The organism is Actinoallomurus vinaceus (assembly GCF_039542055.1).
GTDB lineage: Bacteria > Actinomycetota > Actinomycetes > Streptosporangiales > Streptosporangiaceae > Actinoallomurus > Actinoallomurus vinaceus.
In genome coordinates this window covers 170,556-190,217 of the sequence record NZ_BAABHK010000014.1, presented here as the reverse complement: position 1 = coordinate 190,217, position 19,662 = coordinate 170,556, and the positions used below count along the sequence as shown (strand labels likewise).

Below are 19,662 nucleotides of genomic sequence, written 5' to 3'. Positions count from 1 at the left end.
GTGCTCCAAGGTGTTCACGGTGGGTGTTCGGTTGCCCGTTCGTGAAAGCTATCACAAGCTTCTCACAGGTTGGAATTACCTGCCAAGTAACGGTAAAGTCCGCAGGTCAGGCGGCCTGTCGAGGGCGCTTGTCCGAGGGGGTCTGCGGCGTACGATGCCGCCTCCCGTGCGGCCTCAGTTGCGGGAACGCCATCACGACGAGCGCGGCGATCGCCACGACGCTCGCGGCGGCCAGCACCACCAGCGGTGACTTGAACGCGGACAGCGCGACCACCCCGAAGGAGAAGAGCGCCGTCCAGAGGTACATCACCAGCGCGGCGCCCCGGTGCGAGTGGCCCAGGTTGAGCAGCCGGTGGTGCAGGTGCTTCTTGTCCGGCGCGAACGGCGACCGCCCGCCGTACGTCCGGCGGACCACCGCCATGAGCATGTCGGCGTACGGCACGACGAGGATCGCGACCGGCAGGAGCGGCAGGATCGTCGGGAACCGGTTGATCGACCCCTTCAGCGCCGCCGGGTCGAACCCCGACACGGTGATCATCGACGTGGCCAGCAGCAGCCCGATCAGCATGGACCCGGTATCGCCCATGAAGATCCGTGCCGGGCTGAAGTTGTGCGGGAGGAACCCGACGCACATCCCGGTGAGGACCGCCGCGATCAGCGCCGGAGCGCTCTGGTGATCCAGGTGCGCCACGACCGTGACCAGGTAGGCGTACACGAAGAAGGCCATCGCCGAGACGCCCACGATGCCGGCGGCCAGGCCGTCGAGCCCGTCGATGAAGTTCACCGCGTTGATGGTTGCGACCACGATGATGATCGTCAGCGGCACACCGTACGACGGCGGCAGCGCGAGCGTCTTGCCGGGCAGCGGGATCCACAGCAGCTGGACGCCGTTCATGATGAGCAGCCCGGCCGCCGCGACCTGACCGGCCATCTTGGTCAGCGCGTCGATCTCCCACCGGTCGTCGGCGATGCCCACGACGACCAGCAGCCCACCGGCCGACAGCAGGCCGATCCAGGTGGAGTTCTCGGTGAACACCTTGTGAAGATGGGGCAGGCGGGAGGCCATCAGCATGGCCGCGCACAGCCCGAAGAACATCGAGAGGCCGCCCATCCGCGGCGTGGGGATGGCGTGCACGTCCCGGTCGCGCACCGGCGTCATCGCCTTGAAGGCGATCGCGAACTTCCGCACCAGGGGGACGAGGAGGTAGGTGACGATCGACGCCGTCAAGAACGTGAGGATGTACTCCCGCACCGCCCACCTCCCTTCGCCGTCGCCGAGCCTGCCGTGCGGGACCCAACTCTATTGCGGATCAGCAAGCGACGAGGCTCACTCGCACTCTCGCGTCGCCGATCCGGACCCGCTCGTCGCCCAGTGTTCACCTTCGCCCGAAACAGACGAACCCGTCCTTCTGGGACTGCTACCGTCCGTGATCGTCAACCCCCCGTACCCAACACGGAGGATCAGTGCGTCGCATTGCGACTCATCTCGCCGCCGGGGGCGCCGCGGCCGTCGCCCTCCTGGCGGCACCGGCCACCGCCGCGACACCCGCGAACGGTGACGGGCACTTCGGAGCACTCGGCCGCTCTTCACGATCGAGGCCCTGAAGCCCCACAAGTGGAAGACCAGCCGCTCATACGGTGTCGCGGGCGCGGCCGCCAAGGGCACCTGGGCGCGCGTCACGAAGAAGGGCAAGACCAAGGTCACCCTCTACGTCGAGCTGAGGGACACCACGCCGAAGGACAAGCTGAAGCCCGCCCTCGGGATCAAGCTCCCCGGCCAGAGGGAGTACTTCCTCTTCCTGTACCCGGGCGACAACCTCGGCAAGGGCACCATTACCTTCACCGCCACCAGCGTGAAGGTGCGCGAGGCGGTCGGGACTCCGGTGTCGTCCGACTACTTCCGGCCGGCCAAGGTCGGCGAGAAGTTCATGAAGCTCTTCTGAGCACCCTGCTTCACGGAAGGGCCTCGCGGCGCGACGGGGCCCTTTCTGCTTCACAGAACAAAGGGTTACATCTTAGAGGCCACATCTCAGCTCCGCGTCCCACGGGTGCCCGGCGACGGCAGACTCCACGCTCTCACGTTAGAGCCCGACACTCCCCCAGCGGTTCCGTCCTTTTGCGGCCAATAAGTCGGTTAAAACAAGTTAAACATGATCTTCCCGGAAGTGCTACGGTCCTTGATCGTTCATCCCACTTCCATCACGGAGGATCAATGCGTCGCATCGCGACTCTTGTCGCAACGGGGGCCGTCGCAGCCGCAGCCGCCATCACCTTGGCGGCGGCACCCGCCAGCGCCGCCAGCGCTGGTCAGAAGGCCGTCATCGGCCGAAGCCTGCCGTCCGTCAGCGCCACCGGGGTCGAGGCGGCGATCAGCTACCACTACTGGCAGATCGGCGGCACGAAGAAGGCTGGCGTCAAGTACTGGGGCAAGGGCTACGACGTCGCCGGCGTCTACACCCACGGCAAGTACGGCACGTACAAGGGGAAGCTCGTGCTGTACGTCTACGGCACGGACACCAAGAAGGACGGCAAGTCGGCCGGCATCGAGATCAAGGGGATCCCCGGCGACAAGTACCCGAGGGTCTACACCCCGAAGAAGGGCAAGAAGACCTTCTCGGCGGTCGGCAACACCGGCGCGAAGTACGTGTACATCCGCGAAGTGCTGGGCCACAAGAACGGCGCGTACTTCGACGTCACGAAGGCCGGGAAGTGGAAGCAGATCTCCGTCTGAGTCGATAGTTCCACCGAAGGCTGACCACGAAGGGCCCTGCGGCGCGGCAGGGCCCTTCTGCTGATCTTGAGCAAAGCAGTCAAACTGCTAAGATCACCGCTCGTACCGCCCAAGCGATCCTGGAGGGATCAATGCGGCGAATCGCGACGGCGACCCTCGCGGCCGGCATCGTCATCACGGCGTTCTCCCTGACCGCGACGCCTGCGGACGCGGCGGCCGGTTTCTGGCGGACGGTGGGACTGTCCGGTGTCGATGCCTTCGGCATCTACAACGACGAGGCGACAAAGGTCACGCTGAACTTCGACCTCAAGGACACGAAGAAGGACGGCTACAGCGCCGCGCTCCGCTTCACCTTCACCGGCACCAAGAAGCAGAAGGACGACGTACGCGTCGTCGCGCTCCAAGGCGACCGTGTCCAGGACAAGTGGCAGACGGTGACGTCCACCCGCCTCAAGCACCTGTACGTCCAGGAGTGCCGGGGCACCTGGAAAAAGGGCAAATTCACCATCAAGAAGTGCGCCGGCTGGCGGCAGCACTATTGATCCCTTCGCCTCGACGACCCCGTGGACGAGCTGAAGACCATCAGATCGACCAGCCTGCCGACCCTCTCTGCGACGCTGGTACGGACCTCCTGATCGATCTTCTGGGATGAGCACTAGGGAGCCGCATCCTGGGCCACGGAGGTCACCGGGAGCGACCCACTCGTCTACGAGAGCGACGTTGACGAAAACGGCGACTGGGAGTCGACGGGTTTCACCCTGACCAAGTTCCTGCTCTACGTCGCCGTGTCAGAAATGGTTTCGGCCAACAGACCGGAAGCCCTCCAGCGACTTCCCCAGGGAATGTTCCGCTAGCGATTCTCGCCGAGGGTTCGCGTTGCTATGACAACGCGAACCCTCCGCGCGAAGACCTTGCAGAACTTGCAGGCGCGATCGTCCCGGGAGGACGGGGACGCGTCAGCGGTCGGTCGGCGGTGCGTCTTTGTCGGCGGCCGTACGCTCCGGTGAGCCGGAGGTCTTCACATCCGCCTCGACCGCCGCCGAACGGTCGTCCTGCGCGCTCTCAGTGCTCTTCGCCGCGCTCGTAAGGTCATCGTCCGCGCTCTCGTCGGCAGGCTCGGGCTCCGGCTCGTCCTCGTCGCTGAGGAGGACGCCGCAGACCTCGCGGAGGCGCTCCTCGGAGATGGCGCCGGCGCGCAGCAGGCGCGGGACCGCGCCCGTCAGGTCGACGATCGATGACGGCATGGCCTCGCCGCTCGGGCCGTCGTCCAGGTAGACCGCGACCGAGTCGCCCAGCTGGGTCTCCGCCTCCTCCGCCGTGCGCGCCGGGGCGGCGCCGGACCGGTTGGCGCTGCTGACGGCCATCGGGCCGGTCTCCTTCAGCAGCTCCAGCGTGAGCTGGTGCAGCGGCATCCGGATGGCGACGGTGCCCTTGGTGTCGCCGAGGTCCCAGGCGAGGGTGGTGTTGGCGCGGCACACGATCGTCAGTGCGCCGGGCCAGAACTCGTCGATGAGGTCCTGGCCGTACGTGCCGAGGTCGTCGACCAGCGCCTGCGCCGCGCGTACCGATCCGACCAGGACGGGGGCGGGCATGTCGCGGCCTCGGCCCTTGGCATCGAGCAGGCCGGTCACCGCCGAAGGCGTGAACGCGTCGGCGCCGATGCCGTACACCGTGTCGGTGGGCAGCACCACCAGCTCACCTCGGCGGACCACCGAGACGGCGTCCGCGATCCCCTTCGTCCGCTCCAGCGGCTCCGAGCAGTCGTATCGTCGGCTCACGCCCGCCATTCTTCCACCGCCGCGCCCGGCCCCGGACCAGGACGGGTCAGTCGGTGCCGAGGCGGGCGGTGACGAAGCGGTCGCGGCCGGTGAGGTCCTTGTGGTTGCGGACGTCGCGCCAGCCGAGCTCCTCGGCGAAGATCCAGTAGACGGGGTGGCCCTGGAGGTCGCTGTGCTCGACGGCGCTCCAGCCGCCGGAGCGCAGCAGCCGGCGGGCGGTGTGCTCGACGATGCGCATGGCGTCGAGGCCGTCGTCTCCCCCGCCCCACAGGGCCGCCGCCGGGTCGAACTCGCGGACGTCCTCCGGGACGTACTCCCACTCTGACATGGGGATGTACGGCGGGTTGCTGACGACCAGGTCGACCTTGCCGTCCAGCTCGTGCAGCGCGTCGCCGAAGTCGCCGAGGTGCAGCTGGACGCGGCCGCGCTCGTCGAGGTCCTCGACGTTGCGGGCGGCGTGGACGTAGGCCTTCGGGTCCTTCTCCACCGCGTGGACGCGGGCGCGGGGGACCTCCTGGGCGATGGACAACGCGATCGCGCCGGAGCCGGTGCCGAGGTCGACGACCAAGGGGTCGCCGACGTCCATCTTGTGGAGCGTGTCGATGGCCCAGCCCGCCATGACCTCGGTCTCCGGGCGGGGGACGAAGACGCCCGGCCCGACCTTCAGCTCGAGGTAGCGGAAGAACGCCCGGCCGGTGATGTGCTGCAGGGGCTCGCCCGCCTCACGCCGCGCGATGCCCTCCCAGAACCGCGCGTCGAAGGCGGCGTCCGGCACGCTGTGCAGCTCGGCGCGCTTGACGCCGTGCACGAAGGCCGCCAGCTCCTCGGCATCGGCGCGCGGGGACGGAACTCCCGCGGCGGCCAGGCGTGCCGTCGCGCGGGCGATCTCGTCGGAGAGCAAGTGGGTCATGTGGCTTCGGCGAGTCTTTGCTCCATGTCGGCGTCGACGAGCGCCTGCGTGACATTGTGCAGGTCCCCGTCAAGTACCTGGTCGAGGTTATATGCCTTGTAGCCCACGCGGTGGTCGGAGATGCGATTCTCCGGAAAGTTGTAGGTACGAACCCGCTCGGAACGGTCGACCGTGCGCACCTGGCTCTTACGCTCGGCGGACGCGGCGGCCTCGGCCTCCTCCTGCGCGGCGGCGAGCAGCCGGGCGCGCAGGATGCGCATCGCCTGCTCCTTGTTCTGGAGCTGGCTCTTCTCGTTCTGGCAGGAGACGACGATCCCCGTGGGCAGGTGGGTGATGCGGACGGCCGAGTCGGTGGTGTTGACGCTCTGGCCGCCGGGGCCGCTGGACCGGAACACGTCGACGCGCAGGTCGTTCGGGTCGACCTGGACGTCGATCTCCTCGGCCTCGGGCACGACGAACACGCCCGCCGCGCTGGTGTGGATGCGGCCCTGCGACTCGGTGGCGGGGACCCGCTGGACGCGGTGCACGCCGCCCTCGTACTTCAGGCGCGCCCAGACGCCCTCCTCGGACCCGCGGGACTTCACCGCGACGGTGACGTCCTTGTAGCCGCCGAGGTCGGAGTGCTGGGCGTCGATGATCTCGGTCTTCCAGCCGGCGCGCTCGGCATAGCGGAGGTACATCCGCAAGAGGTCGCCGGCGAACAGCGCGGACTCCTCGCCGCCCTCGCCGGCCTTGATCTCGAGGATGATGTCCTTGTCGTCGTTGGGGTCCCGAGGCACGAGCAGCCGCCGCAGCGTCTCCTCGAGCTCGGTGATGCGCTCGTCCAGGTCGGCCGCCTCCTGCGCGAAGGCGGGGTCCTCGGCGGCCAGTTCGCGGGCGGCGGCCGCGTCGTCCTGGGCGGCCCGCATGTCGCGGGCGGTCTCGACGATCGGGCGCAGCTCGGCGTACCGCTTGCCCAGGCGGCGGGCCGCGGCCTGGTCGGCGTGCACCGACGGGTCGGCGAGGCGCTTTTCGATGTCGGCGTATTCGCCGGTCAGATCGTCGAGATTCACGTCAGGTCCTCGGTTGGCGTAGTCGGTCGCAGACAGCCGTAACGCCGGCCGGAAACGTGCCTCCGGCCGGCGCAGCGGTCTGACCTACTTCTTGTTGCCGCCCGCGGCCTTCTTGCCGAAACGCTTCTCGAAGCGCGCCACGCGACCACCGGTGTCGAGGATCTTCTGCTTGCCCGTGTAGAACGGGTGGCAGCTCGAGCACACGTCGGCGTGGATCACGCCGTTCTGGGCGGTGCTACGGGTCTGGAAGGTGTTTCCGCACGTGCACGTCACGGTCGTGACGACGTAGTCCGGGTGGATCTCAGGCTTCACTACTTCTCCTCGCTTCAGGCGGTCGCCGGGTCATCCCAGAGGGAATTCGGGGATGTGAACCGGTACCACAGCGCGTACCAGTGTGCCAGAGATGACAACATGCCGAGGCCACCGGGCATTCCCGCTCAGCGCAGGGGCGCGCCGACGTCCTGCAGGTGGCCGAGCGCGTGGGCGTAGGACTCGATCAGGCCCTCTTCGGCGTACGGGAGGCCGAGGCGCTCGCAGTGCTCCCGTACGAGGGGCTGCGCGCGGCGCAGGTTCGGGCGCGGCATGGCGGGGAACAGGTGGTGCTCGATCTGGTAGTTCAGCCCGCCCAGGAACCAGTCGGTGACGAGGCCGCCGCGGACGTTCCGGGAGGTGAGGACCTGCTTGCGGAGGTGGTCCCAGCGCTCGTCCGGGCCGGGCATCGGCATGCCCTTGTGGTTCGGGGCGAACGAGCAGCCGAGGTGGACGCCGAGGACCGCCTGGTGGATCAGGATGAAAAGGACCGCCTTGCCCGGCGACATCACGCTGAACACGAGGCCGAGGTAGCCGACGAAGTGCAGGGCGAGCAGCAGCGCCTCGATGAGCGCCAGCCGCCGCTGCCGGTCCCCGCACCGACCGCGCGCGGCCGCGATGACCGACTGGACGCTGGAGACCTTGAGGTTGAACCCTTCGAGGAGCAGCAGCGGGAAGAACATCCGTCCCTGGTTGCGGGTGAGCCACCGGATGAAGGCGCCCTGGCGGTCCGCGGCCTGCTCCTGGGTCCAGACGAGGACGCCGACGCCGACGTCGGGGTCCTTGTCGACGTGGTTGGGGTTGGCGTGGTGCCGGTTGTGCTTGTCGGTCCACCAGCCGTAGCTGAGGCCGACCGAGAGGTTGCCGATCAACAGCCCCATGAGCCGGTTCACGCGGCGGCTCCCGGCGATCTGGCAGTGACCCGCGTCGTGCCCGACGAAGTACAGGCGAGTGGTGAGGATGGCGGCGGGCACGGCCAGCGCGAGCTGCCACCACGAGTCGCCGACGAGGACGACCAGGGCGAACGCGCCCCCGTACAGCAGCAGGTCGAGCCCCATGGTGACGGCGTAGCGCCGGGCGCGCCGCTCCAGGAGACCGGCGGCGCGCACCTCCTGGATCAACGGCGCGAAATCGCTCCTGGACGCGGTGACGGTCTCGGGCATGCGGGAGTCTCCTCGCGGTCGTCGGGATCCGTACTGACTGTCACGTGACGCTATGGACCTGCCGACGCCGCTCCCAGCCGGTAAGCACCCTAGTGGTTGGAGGTATGCCCCCGGTAAAAGGTGGTGCTGGCACCACCATCCTCCGGTCCGCAGACCCAGTGACCGGAACGTCTCCCCCCGGCACGCTCGACGGTGAATGATGGAGCTTGATCGGGAGGGAACATGAAGATCGGTGCCGCCATGCTCGCGGCCGTCCGGGGGTTGGCACTGGCGCTGCTGGCGATGCTGGGCTCGCTGGTGTTGTTCGTGTTCTTCGTCGTGTCCTTCGTGCTGTCGATCCCCGGCCTCGGGATCTTCCTCGTTCCGGTGGTGACCGCGGCCGTACGGGGTTACGCGAACCTGCGGCGGCGGCTGGCGTACGAGTGGTTCGGCGTGGAGATCAAGTCGCCGTACAAGCCCCGGCCGCGCTTCCGCCGCGGGCCGATCGGCGTCGTGCAGCGGTACCGCTGGATCGTGTCCGACCCGGCGACCTGGCGGGACGTGCTGTGGCTGATCGTGGACGCGACGGCGGGCTTCGCGCTGGGGATCTTCGCCTTCGCCCTCCCGATGTACGGCCCGTACGGCTGGGTGCTCTGGGCCGGCGTCTGGAAGCCGATCTTCCACGCGGGCGGCGGGGACTGGTACACCTTCGTCCACGTCACCAACCAGGACACGGCGAACAAGGCGGCCGTGCTCGGCGTCGTGTACTTCGCGCTCGGGCTGCTGCTGGCCCGGCAGGTCATGCGCGCGAGCTCCGTGCTGGCGCGCGGGCTGCTCGCGCCGACGCGGGAGCGGGAGCTGGAGCTGCGGGTCGCGCACCTGACCGAGTCCCGCTCGGACGCCCTCGACACGCAGGCGGCCGAGCTGCGGCGGATCGAGCGCGACCTGCACGACGGCGCGCAGGCGCGGCTGGTCGCCATGGGCATGAGCCTGGGCGCCGTCGAGCACCTGATGGAGCGCGACCCGGAGAAGGCCAAGCGCCTGCTCGCGGAGGCGCGCGAGTCGTCCTCCAAGGCCCTCACCGAGCTGCGGGACCTGGTCCGCGGCATCCATCCCCCGGTGCTGGCCGAGCGCGGCCTCGGCGACGCCGTACGCGCACTGGCCATGGCGAGCCCGCTGCACACGGAGGTCACGGCGGAGCTCCCGGGTCGGCTCGAGGCGCCGGTGGAGTCCGCCGCGTACTTCGCCGTCTCCGAGGTGCTCACCAACGCTGCCAAGCACTCCGGCGCCCAGCGCGTCTGGATCGACATGCGGCACGAGGCCGACCGGCTGCGGATAGTGATCACCGATGACGGCCGGGGCGGCGCGGACCTGTCCGGTGGCACAGGACTACGCGGAATCGAGCGGCGGCTCGGTACATTCGACGGTGTCCTCGCCCTCAACAGTCCCGTGGGCGGCCCGACGATGGTCACGATGGAGTTGCCGTGCGTCCTGTCCTCCCCCTGACGTCGACCCGCCGAGAAGGAATGTGATGCGGGTCGTCATCGCCGAGGACCTGTTCCTCCTGCGCGACGGCCTGATCCGGCTGCTCGAGGCGTACGGCTTCGAGATCGCCGCGGCCATCGACAACGGCCCGGAGCTGACCCGGGCGCTGCCGTCGATCAAGCCCGACGTGGCCGTGGTCGACGTACGCCTGCCGCCGTCCTTCACCGACGAGGGACTGCAGGCGGCGCTGCACGCCCGGCGGGAGGTCCCGGGCCTGCCCGTGCTCGTCCTGTCCCAGCACGTCGAGCAGCTGTACGCCCGGGAGCTCCTCGCCGACGGCAGCGGCGGCGTCGGCTACCTGCTCAAGGACCGGGTGTTCGACGCCGACCAGTTCGTCGACGCCGTACGGCGGGTGGCGGCGGGCGGCACCGCGATGGACCCGCAGGTGATCTCCCAGCTGCTGGCCCGCAACTCGCGGAACCAGCCGCTGGGCGGGCTGACGCCCCGCGAGCGCGAGGTGCTGGAGCTGATGGCCGAGGGTCGGTCCAACGCGGCGATCGCCCAGCGCCTCGTCGTCACCGAGCGGGCCGTCGCCAAGCACACGTCGAACATCTTCGCCAAGCTGGACCTGCCGCCCTCCGACGACGACAATCGGCGCGTCCTCGCCGTGCTGGCCTTCCTCAACGAGTCCTGAGCGAGGCCGTCCGGCCCGGCTCAGCGACGCCGCAGCTCCGCGCACTTGGCCAGGAACTCCTCGGCGGTGAGCAGTCCATCCGCGCGGAGCCCGGCGAGCTCGCTCAGCTTCTCGGCCAGGTCGGCGATGCGGTCCACCCAGGCGGTCACCTCGGACGCGCTGGGCGTCCTTCGCCGTCGGGCGGGGCCGGCCGAAGCGGGCACGGCCGACCTCGCCGGCGCGCCGGCGAGGAACGCGTCGACCTCCGCCTCGAGCCGATCGGCCTCCTCCAGGAGCGCCGCGCACTTGGTGTCGAGCTCCGACTCGGTCAGCAGCCCGCTCTTGTGGGCCTTGATGAGCTGGACGATCCGGCCGGCGATCTCGCTCAGCCGGCGGAGCCGGTCGAGGACGTCGGACAGCCTGTCGAGCCCGTGCGGGTGTCCCGGGCCGACCGGAGCCGGCCCGTACGGGTCTCCGGGGCCGGCGGGCACCGGCTGGTACAGGCCTCCTGGACCGGCCGGCGCCGGCCGTACGGGCGAGCCGGAGAGGATGGCGCCGATCGCCGTCTCGAACCGCTCGCCGCCGTCCAGCCGGAAGACCACGTCCGCCCGGCCGTGCCCGAGTTCCAGCGACAGGTCCTCGCCGCCACGGCGGTCCCACTTGTAGTTGTCCACGCCCGCGATCGCGGTGAGAGGAATGCGCCGCAGCCCGCCGGGACCGGCGAACACGATCGCTTGCCCGGTCAGCGCGAGCAGGCCGCTCTCCCCGGCGAACATCGCCGACTCCAGCTCATGCACCTGGTCACCGTGCCCGAGCGCGGCACCGAGCAGGCGGATCTGGTGCGCGTCGGCCCGGCCACCGGCCCGCGAGCGGGACAGTGCCGCGGCGACGTCCGGCCGCCGCAGGACGTCGTCCGGTGAAACGCCGGCGGGCGTCGGAATCCGCTCCGGTGGGCACTCCCGCATCGCGTCGATGGCCTGCCTGAACCGTTCGGGCTCGCGCAACCAGGTGAACTCGATGGTGTCCCAGTCGTTGTCCTCGACGACCAGCTTGCCCGGCCCGCCGTCATAGTCGGTGTCGCAGCTGACGTAGTGGATGTCGGTGAAGGCGAGCGCGTTCAGGCCGCCCTCTTGATCCGCGAAGACGATGCGCCGGTCGGTGAGCGTCAGCAGCCCCTGCTTGCCGCCCCACCGCCCGGGTTCCACCTCCTTGACGGGCTCGCCCGCCTCGAGAACACCCAGCAGCGCGGCCAGCTCGCGCTGGAACGGGCCCACGTCGCTCCTCGTCCGGCTCAGGGCGGCCGCGACGTCGGGCCGCTGGCCCGGCCCCTGCGGCGGGGCAGGTGGCATGGGGGGTGCCGATTGGGGTCCCGCCACCGGTGCCGCGGCGTAGGCGGGCGCCGGCGCCGCCGGCTCCTGTGGTCCGTACGCGCCGAACCGGAGGGCGCGGAAGGTCTGCTGGAAGCGGACCGGGTTGTAGATGCCGTGGAAGGGCAGCTCGTCGCCGTCCTCGGCGGCGATCCACACCAGGTTGCCCTCGTGCGTCTCGTTCCAGGTCGCGCGGACGTCGGCGAACTCATGCAGCGGCACCGCCGTGTGGCCGCCGAGGTCGTCGTCGGGGCCGAAGCTGAGCAGGTGCCGGTCGGTGAGGACGAAGACCAGGACGCGTCGGCCCACGGCCAGCTCGATCTCCCGGACCTTCTCGCCGGGTTCCAGCGCCGCCGACAGGGCCGCCAGCTCGCGCACCATGGTGCGGACGCGCGCGCTGGCCCGGGCCAGCGCCTCGCCGATGTCCGGGCGCAGGCCGGCGGTGTGCAGGAGTTCGGGGTCGGGGGCGCGGGTCACGCCCTGCAGCGCCCGGGTCACCTGCAAGGTGAACTCCAGCGCCGCCGGGTCGTTGTTGTGCAGCACCGCGTCGACGTCCAGGGCGGGGTCGGGGGCGGACGGGCCGGCCGCGCCGGCGAGCCGGACGCGTACGTATCCGACGCCGCCGTTCGCCTCGACGAGCTCGACCTGGTCGATGGCGGACAACGGGATCGTGCGACTCATGCCCTGGCTGGTCACGAGCACGCCGGCACCGTCGAACTCGGCCCGTCCGTGCAGCCCGTGCAGGACGACGCCGGCGCCACCAGGCTGCCCCGGGCCGGACAGCCCGTGCGGGAGGCCGCCCTCGGCCGGTGGGGTGCTCATCTCCAGGTGCCCGCTGCGCAGCGCGGTCGCGACGCCCGCGGCGAAGAGGAGCGCTTCGGCGCGCTCGGACGCGAAGGACAGGCAGCGCTCACGGTCGGGAACGAGGTCGTTCTGCTCGCCGACTGCGCGGAACCAGAGGAGGTCGCCTCCCCTGCCCCGGCCGGGCACCCAGGTGACCGCGTCGAGGGCCGCCAGCGGGATGGTCCGGTCCTCGCCACCCGCCCTCCAGGTCAGTCGGACGTTCCGGCCGTCGAAGTGACCGGTGCCGTCGTAGGTCTCGACCGCCGCCGGCCAGCGCGCCTCGACCATGAACTCGCGCGCGGCGGCCTGGGCCACGCCGGTGGACAGGACGGCCGCGTGCAACGCCTCCGCGAGCCGTCGCGCGTCCATCTCGCGCTCCGGCGGGAACTCCACGAAGAACGGGTGATCGTCGGCCGAGATCGCCGCACCGGCCACCGCGTAGAACGGATCCGCGCCCTGACGCAGGACGAGGGTCAGCCGTCCCTCCCTCCGCCGTCCCGGAGGCATCAGCTGGACGCCTGCCAGCGCGGTCACCGGAAGGGCGAGCCGCCCCAGCCGACGGCGCAGCCAGCCGCTGGAAGATGGTGAATAGTCCAGGCGGCACTGCCGCCCATCGAACGCCAACTCGGCGTCGATCCCCGTCAACCCCGTGATCACATTGCGGACATTAGCAACATGTGCGACATTTCGCCGCACGGGTCTGCATGTTCGGCCCGCAACTGCACGGAGCGTCGGGGACGACTCTGCCCCGAGTTCGGCCTGTGGTCTCAGCTCTGCCCGAGGTAGGCGAGCACGGCCTTCACCCGGCGATGGGTGCTGTCGGTGTGCTGCAGGTCGAGCTTGAGGAAGATGTTGGAGATGTGCTTCTCGACCGCGCCGTCGGTGACGTACAGCTTTCTGGCCACCGCGGCGTTCGACAGGCCCTCCGCCATCAGGCCGAGCACCTCCCGCTCACGCGGTGTCAGCGACTCCAGGCGGTCGCCCCGGCGTCGCCGTCCCAGCAGCTGCGCGATCACCTCGGGATCGATGACCGTTCCGCCGTCCGCGACCCGGCGTACGGCGTCGGTGAACTCCGCCAGATCGGCGACCCGCTCCTTCAGGAGGTAGCCGACGCCCTCCGCGCCGTCGCCGATGAGGTCCGTCGCGTAGCGCTCCTCGACGTACTGCGAGAAGACCAGGATCGGAGTGCCCGGCACCCGCCGCCGCGCCTCGAGCGCGGCCCGCAGGCCCTCGTCGGTGAACGACGGCGGCATCCGGACGTCGACGATGGCGAGGTCGGGACGGTGCTCCTCGACGATCCTGACCAGCCCCGGGCCGTCGCCGGCCGTCGCGACCGTCTCGATCTCCTCGTCGGCGAGCAGGCGAATCAGCCCCTCGCGCAACATCACCGCGTCCTCCGCGATCACCACCCGCACGGGGTTCAGCGTACGGGAAAACGAGCGCGCCGGTCCGATTCGGGCCGGTCACCAGACGCAGGGCAGGTCCGCGCGGATCACGGTCGGCCCTCCGGCGGGGCTGTTGACGGTCAGGATGCCGTCGATGCCGGCAGCGCGGTCCGCCAGGCCCGCGAGCCCGCCGCCGGGCGCCGCGGTGGCCCCGCCGACACCGTTGTCGGAGACCTCGACGACGACCCAGTTCTGGTCACGTGTGATGCGCACGTACGCCTGCGTCGCGCGGGCGTACTTCGCCGTGTTGGTGAGCGCCTCGGAGACGATGAAGTACGCGATGCTCTCGACGGCCGCGGGCGGCCTGGTCGGCAGGTCGATCTCCACCTCGACGGGGACCTGGGCGCGGGCCGCGACCGCGGAGATCGCCGCGTCCAGCCCGCGGTCGGTGAGGATCGCCGGATAGATGCCCCGCGCGAGGTTGCGCAGCTCGGCGATGGCCTCCTTGGCGCCCGCATGGGCCTGCTGGAGCAGTTCCTGAGCGGCCATCGGGTCGGTCTCCAGCTTGGCGCGGGCGCGGCCGAGGTCCATGGCGACGGCCAGCAGTTGCTGCTGAGCGCCGTCGTGCAGGTCGCGCTCGATCCGCCGGCGCTCGGCCTCCGCGGCGTCCACCCCGCGCGCCCGGCTGGCCTGTAGTTGCGCCGTGCGGGCCCGCAGCGCCTGGGTCTCGCTCGGTCCAAGGAGGTACCGGGCGATGGCCCCGTGCGCCGTGCCGACGATCCGGACGGCGTACATCGCGACGACGGCGACCGCCAGCCCGATCGGCACCGCCGGCAGGGTCGTGATCGGGTTGTCCAGCCAGATCTCGTGGTTCCCGATCGTGATGTACGGGTACCCGCTGTGGTCCGAGAGGATCCAGACGGGCATGGTGATCAGCGACAGGGCCGTCGTCCACAGGACGATGGACATGATGAACTCGGCCAGGCCGATCGGGAAGGCCAGAAGCAGGTAGACCAGGTCCTTCCAGGTCGCCGGGTCGGCGGCCATCGCCCTCCACTTGCGCAGCAGGTTGGTGCCCTCCGGCAGCGCGCGGTACGGGCTCGGGATCCGCACGCCGAAGGCGAGGTACGCGAGCCGGCGCTCCAGCACGGCCGCGAACCGCCAGAGGATCATGGTCAGGGCGAGGCCGAGGACGCCCACCCAGATCACGAGGGTCCCGACCGAGACCGACAGCAGCACGGTGAGGCCGACGAAGTAGGCCAGGCCCACGGGGAAGTGGAGGGCCAGGTAGGCGGCCGACCGCCAGGTCAGCGAGTCCTTCAGGATCCGCACTGGACCGAATCGCCGCGAGGACGATGTGTCGACGGTGCCGTTCACCGGCGTCCCTCCTGCCGAATGCGTGTACGGATCAAGCATCCTGAACGGCGAGGTGTCCCGCCATGGAGCATCCCAGTCTTCGGCAGGTAGGGCTATCCCCACCTCATGACCGGACGACCCGGACCGGCCCCGGGCATGGAGGCGATCTCGCCCCGGCCACGGACACACAGACGGCCTCATCCCGGTCACGGGCCGGGAGAACCCGCCGCGGACATGACGACGCCCCGGAGGCGGGCCTCCGGGGCGTCGGTCTGCCGTGCGTCAGTCGTTCAGCGTGGTCTTCTGCACCTGCAGCAGGAACTCGGCGTTCGACTTGGTCTCCTTCATCTTCTCGATGAGGAGCTCCAGCGCCTGCTGGGTGTCGAGCGCGTGCAGCACCCGGCGGAGCTGCCAGACGATCCGCAGCTCCTCCGGAGCCAGCAGGATCTCTTCCTTACGGGTGCTGGAGGCGTCGACGTCGATCGCCGGGAACACGCGCTTGTCGGCGAGCTCGCGGCGGAGGCGGACCTCCATGTTGCCGGTGCCCTTGAACTCCTCGAAGATGACCTCGTCCATCCGCGAGCCGGTCTCGATCAGCGCGGTGGCCAGGATCGTCAGCGAGCCGCCGTTCTCGATGTTGCGGGCGGCGCCGAAGAACCGCTTCGGCGGGTACAGCGCCGTGGAGTCCACACCACCGGACAGGATCCGGCCGCTGGCCGGGGCCGCGAGGTTGTAGGCGCGGCCGAGACGGGTGATCGAGTCGAGCAGCACGACGACGTCGTGGCCCAGCTCGACGAGCCGCTTGGCCCGCTCGATCGCCAGCTCGGCGACCATCGTGTGGTCGTCGGCGGGACGGTCGAAGGTCGAGTGGATGACCTCGCCCTTCACCGACCGCTGCATGTCGGTGACCTCTTCCGGCCGCTCGTCGACGAGGACGACCATGAGGTGGCACTCGGGGTTGTTCTTGGTGATCGCGTTGGCGATCGCCTGCAGCACCATCGTCTTACCGGCCTTCGGCGGCGAGACGATCAGACCGCGCTGGCCCTTGCCGATGGGGCTGACCAGGTCGATGATCCGCGTGGTGAGCTGGCCCGGCTCGGACTCGAGGCGCAGCCGCTCCTGCGGGTACAGCGGGGTCAGCTTGGAGAAGTCGACGCGGCCCTTGGCCTGCTCCGGCTCCATGCCGTTGACGGTGTCGAGGCGGACGAGCGCGTTGAACTTCTCCCGGCGCTCGCCCTCACGGGGCTGGCGCACGGCACCGGTGATCACGTCGCCCTTGCGCAGGCCGTTCTTGCGGACCTGGGCGAGGGAGACGTAGACGTCCTGCGGGCCGGGCAGGTAGCCGGTGGTCCGCACGAACGCGTAGTTGTCCCGGATGTCGAGGATGCCGGAGACCGGGATGAGGACGTCGTCCTCGCTGATCGTGGGCTCGGAGTCGCCGAAGCGCTCCCGGCCGCCGCGGCCGCGGTTGCGCTCGCGGAACCGGCCACGCCGGCGCCGGCCGCCGTCCTCGTCGTCGGAGTCGTTCTGCTGCCGCTGGTTCGGACCACGCTGGCCGCGGTCGTCGCCGCGCTGGCCACGGTTGTCGTCCCGCGCCGCGCGGTTGTCCTCGCGCTGACCGCGATTGTCGTCGCGGTTGCGGTTGTCGTCGCGCTGACCGCGATTGTCGTCCCGCGCCGCGCGGTTGTCCTCGCGCTGACCGCGATTGTCGTCGCGGTTGCGGTTGTCGTCGCGGTTGCGGTTGCCCCGCTGGCGCTGACGCTGCTGGCCGCCCTCGCGGCCGGCGTTGTCCCGGGCCGCGGCGTCGCCGACGGAGTCGGCCTCGACCTTGATCTCCTGCTGCTCCTGCTGCGCGGCCGCCGGGGCCTCTTCGCGCCTGGCGGAGCGCTCGCGCTGCGGCTTCCGCTCCGTGGCGGAGGCGGTGGGGGCCGCCGCGGCGTCCTGTGCGGCGGAGGTCTCGCCGTCGGTCTTGGCGGCGGGCGCCGAGTCACCGCCTCCGGAGCTCTGCGCCTGCCGCTCTTGGATGGCGGCGATGAGCTGGCTCTTCCGCATTCCGCCGGTACCGCTGATCCCGAGGCTCGAGGCCAGCGCCTTGAGCTCGGGCAGCACCATCGCCGACAGGCCCGTGCCCGAGCGGCGGCGCCGCGGGGCAGCCGTCTTCTCGGCGGGAGCCTCGTCAGTCGCCGTTGTGGCTGCTGCGTCCGAGAGGAGTTCGGTGGATTCGCTCACTAAGGGTCCTTCCCAGGGAGCGGGTGTGGCCGCCGTCGGCCAGGCAACCCGGTCGTGCGAACCGGCGGGGGCGCCGGATCAGTCGAGCTCTGCTGATCTTCATGTGATCGGAGCAGAGTTTCGGCCACATCCAGATGATGGAGGCAGGTTCTCGCGAGAGATCCCCGATCCCGATACGTCCGTAGTTTTGATTGAACGCTGAACAACGAGCGGTTTCGTTGCCGGGGAACCACATCCGCGTCACACGGCCGACGTAAGCCGGAGTGGCTGACGAGCCCACGCCCCCGAGCGGGGCATCTGGTGCGGCACTTAGCCTAACATCACCTGGGCACACTGCTATTCCCCGGAGACTCGCGTTTCCTGATTGATCGGCTGAACGCATGCGCCGTGGGGGTCAACGTTCAGCGGGTGTATGTGCCACGAAGTACCCACTTCCGAGCCGATCGAATCTCCCTCGCCGTCCGAGACGAACGCGAGGACCGTCGGCCCGGCCCCCGAGATCACCGCAGGCACGCCGCGGGCGCGCAGCCGCTCCACCAGCGCGGCCGACTCCGGCATGGCCGGGGCGCGGTACGCCTGGTGCAGCCGGTCCTCAGTGGCGTCCAGCAGCAGCTCCGGGCGGCCGGTGAGCGCGGCGATCAGGAGCGCGGCACGACCGGAGTTGGCCGCGGCGTCCGCGTGCGGCACGGTCTCCGGGAGAAGGCCGCGGGCGCGCTCGGTGGCGAGCCGGTGCTCGGGCACGAACGCCACCGGCCGTACGCCCGCGGCGACGTCCAGCCTGGTCGTACGAGGCCCGGCGCCGGTGTGCCACGCGATGGTCAGCCCGCCCATGAGGCACGGCGCGACGTTGTCCGGGTGGCCCTCGATCCGCGTGGCCAGGGCCAGGACGTCCGCGTCGGTGAACCGTCCGCCCTCCGGGTGCAGGGCGCGAGCGGCGAGGATGCCGACGACCGTCGCCGCCGAGGAGGATCCGAGGCCGCGCGCGTGCGGGATGCGGTTGACGCAGCGGATCCGCAGCCCGGGTGGCGGCGCCCCGCCGATGAGGGCGTACGCCTCCCGGAACGTCCGGACGATGAGGTGCTGTTCGCCGCGTTTGGCGGTCTCCTCACCCTCGCCCGTGACGCCGATCCAGAGGCCTGAGTCGGCCAGTTCGACCTCGACGTCGTCGTACAGGGTGAGCGCCAGGCCCAGGGCGTCGAAGCCCGGGCCGAGGTTCGCGCTGGTCGCGGGCGCCCGCACATGCACGGCCACGGACGGGTCGTGCCGCGCCGTCAAGCGAGTTCCAGCGCGGACGCGGCAGCGTGCGCGTCGACGGGCACCGTGATGGGCGCGGGCGCGCCCGAGATGGCCCAGTCGGGGTCCTTGAGGCCGTTGCCGGTCACCGTGCAGACGACCCGCTCACCCGGCCGTACGAGACCCTCGTCGCGGGCCTGCAGCAGCCCGGCAACGCTCGCCGCCGACGCCGGCTCCACGAACACGCCCTCCTCGCGGGCGAGCAGGCGGTAGGCGGCCAGGATCTGGCGGTCGGTGACGGCCTCGATCGCTCCCCCGGACTCGTCGCGCGCCTTGAGCGCGAGGTCCCAGGAGGCGGGGTTGCCGATGCGGATCGCCGTCGCGATCGTCTGCGGCGACGTCACCGGCTCGCCGCGCACGATCGGCGCGGCGCCGGCCGCCTGGAAGCCCAGCATGCGCGGGCGCGCGTCCGACTCGCGGTAGCCCATCCAGTACGCGCTGATGTTTCCGGCGTTGCCGACGGGAAGGCAGTGCACGTCCGGGGCCTCGCCGAACGCGTCGATGATCTCGAAGGCGGCGGTCTTCTGGCCGTGCAGCCGGAACTTGTTCACCGAGTTGACCAGCGCCACCGGATAGTCGACGGCGAGCTTGCGGGCGAGTTCGAGGCAGTCGTCGAAGTTGCCGTCGATCTGCAGCAGCTTGGCGCCGTGCACCAGCGCCTGCGCGAGCTTGCCCATCGCGATCTTGCCGCGCGGCACGAGCACCGCGCAGACCATCCCGGCGCGCACGGCGTACGCGGCCGCCGACGCGGACGTGTTACCGGTCGAGGCGCAGATGACCGCCTTGGCGCCCTCCTCGGCGGCCTTGCTGATCGCCATCGTCATGCCCCGGTCCTTGAACGAACCGGTCGGATTGGCGCCCTCGACCTTGAGGTACACGTCGCAGCCGGTGAGCTGCGAAACCCGCGTCGCGGGGAGCAGGGGCGTGCCACCCTCCAGAAGGGTGACGACCGGCGTCCCGGCCGTCACGGGGAGCCGATCGCGATACTCCTCAATGACGCCACGCCATGCCCTGCTCACGAGTTCCTCCTGACCTGCGCTGTCGTCCAGCGAGTCTACGGGCCGACGACCGTGCGTCTCGACGTCGTTCCACATCCTGGACGCATTCCA

At 70.3% G+C, this 19,662-nt stretch carries 16 protein-coding genes; 4 read left to right on the top strand and 12 right to left on the bottom strand.

Annotated features, from left to right (window positions below):
* Positions 1–106: 106 nt before the first annotated feature.
* Positions 107–1,252, bottom strand: coding sequence for a glycosyltransferase family 4 protein (locus ABEA24_RS38535; protein WP_345437820.1), 1,146 nt, complete (start codon positions 1,250–1,252; stop codon positions 107–109).
* A 960-nt stretch (positions 1,253–2,212) separates the two neighbouring features.
* Here ABEA24_RS38535 and ABEA24_RS38530 point away from each other — a divergent pair.
* Positions 2,213–2,731 carry a hypothetical protein gene (locus ABEA24_RS38530; RefSeq protein ID WP_345437818.1) on the top strand — a complete coding sequence of 173 codons (519 nt, stop codon included), beginning with the start codon at positions 2,213–2,215 and terminating at the stop codon, positions 2,729–2,731.
* Between the two features lie 131 nt (positions 2,732–2,862).
* Complete coding sequence (locus ABEA24_RS38525) at positions 2,863–3,273, top strand: hypothetical protein (RefSeq protein ID WP_345437816.1); 411 nt, start codon at positions 2,863–2,865, stop codon at positions 3,271–3,273.
* A gap of 414 nt (positions 3,274–3,687) precedes the next feature.
* On the opposite strand, the gene ABEA24_RS38520 is transcribed toward ABEA24_RS38525, so the two are convergent.
* From ABEA24_RS38520 to ABEA24_RS38500, 5 genes are all read right to left on the bottom strand, one after another.
* A complete protein-coding gene (locus ABEA24_RS38520; protein ID WP_345437815.1) occupies positions 3,688–4,509 on the bottom strand; it encodes an L-threonylcarbamoyladenylate synthase in 822 nt (273 codons plus the stop codon).
* A 46-nt stretch (positions 4,510–4,555) separates the two neighbouring features.
* Positions 4,556–5,419 (bottom strand): peptide chain release factor N(5)-glutamine methyltransferase, encoded by an 864-nt coding sequence (prmC, locus tag ABEA24_RS38515; RefSeq protein ID WP_345437813.1) that lies wholly within the window; start codon positions 5,417–5,419, stop codon positions 4,556–4,558.
* A complete protein-coding gene (gene prfA / locus ABEA24_RS38510; RefSeq protein WP_345437811.1) occupies positions 5,416–6,471 on the bottom strand; it encodes a peptide chain release factor 1 in 1,056 nt (351 codons plus the stop codon). The genes prmC and prfA overlap by 4 nt, the downstream gene beginning before the upstream one ends.
* Positions 6,472–6,555: 84 nt before the next feature.
* On the bottom strand, positions 6,556–6,783 hold the full coding sequence (gene rpmE / locus ABEA24_RS38505; RefSeq protein ID WP_345360043.1) for a 50S ribosomal protein L31: 228 nt from the start codon (positions 6,781–6,783) through the stop codon (positions 6,556–6,558).
* Positions 6,784–6,908: 125 nt separating this feature from the next.
* Complete coding sequence (locus ABEA24_RS38500) at positions 6,909–7,943, bottom strand: fatty acid desaturase family protein (protein ID WP_345437809.1); 1,035 nt, start codon at positions 7,941–7,943, stop codon at positions 6,909–6,911.
* 222 nt (positions 7,944–8,165) lie between these two features.
* Here ABEA24_RS38500 and ABEA24_RS38495 point away from each other — a divergent pair, with 222 nt between their 5' ends.
* Together ABEA24_RS38495 and ABEA24_RS38490 are read left to right on the top strand one after the other, a co-directional pair.
* On the top strand, positions 8,166–9,428 hold the full coding sequence (locus ABEA24_RS38495) for a sensor histidine kinase (RefSeq protein ID WP_345437807.1): 1,263 nt from the start codon (positions 8,166–8,168) through the stop codon (positions 9,426–9,428).
* 25 nt (positions 9,429–9,453) lie between these two features.
* A complete protein-coding gene (locus ABEA24_RS38490) occupies positions 9,454–10,101 on the top strand; it encodes a LuxR C-terminal-related transcriptional regulator (RefSeq protein ID WP_345437805.1) in 648 nt (215 codons plus the stop codon).
* Between the two features lie 20 nt (positions 10,102–10,121).
* On the opposite strand, the gene ABEA24_RS38485 is transcribed toward ABEA24_RS38490, so the two are convergent.
* The 6 genes from ABEA24_RS38485 to thrC all read right to left on the bottom strand — a co-directional run bounded on the left by ABEA24_RS38485 (position 10,122) and on the right by thrC (position 19,572).
* A complete protein-coding gene (locus ABEA24_RS38485; protein WP_345437803.1) occupies positions 10,122–12,947 on the bottom strand; it encodes a DUF4429 domain-containing protein in 2,826 nt (941 codons plus the stop codon).
* A 110-nt stretch (positions 12,948–13,057) separates the two neighbouring features.
* A complete protein-coding gene (locus ABEA24_RS38480) occupies positions 13,058–13,705 on the bottom strand; it encodes a response regulator (RefSeq protein ID WP_345437801.1) in 648 nt (215 codons plus the stop codon).
* Positions 13,706–13,753: 48 nt separating this feature from the next.
* A complete protein-coding gene (locus ABEA24_RS38475) occupies positions 13,754–15,052 on the bottom strand; it encodes a sensor histidine kinase (RefSeq protein ID WP_345437799.1) in 1,299 nt (432 codons plus the stop codon).
* 261 nt (positions 15,053–15,313) lie between these two features.
* Positions 15,314–17,260: a transcription termination factor Rho gene (rho, locus tag ABEA24_RS38470; protein ID WP_345437797.1), complete on the bottom strand. Its 1,947-nt coding sequence runs from the start codon at positions 17,258–17,260 to the stop codon at positions 15,314–15,316.
* A 336-nt stretch (positions 17,261–17,596) separates the two neighbouring features.
* Positions 17,597–18,511: a homoserine kinase gene (thrB, locus tag ABEA24_RS38465; RefSeq protein ID WP_345437795.1), complete on the bottom strand. Its 915-nt coding sequence runs from the start codon at positions 18,509–18,511 to the stop codon at positions 17,597–17,599.
* 20 nt (positions 18,512–18,531) lie between these two features.
* Positions 18,532–19,572 carry a threonine synthase gene (thrC, locus tag ABEA24_RS38460; protein WP_345437793.1) on the bottom strand — a complete coding sequence of 347 codons (1,041 nt, stop codon included), beginning with the start codon at positions 19,570–19,572 and terminating at the stop codon, positions 18,532–18,534.
* Positions 19,573–19,662 lie beyond the last annotated feature (90 nt).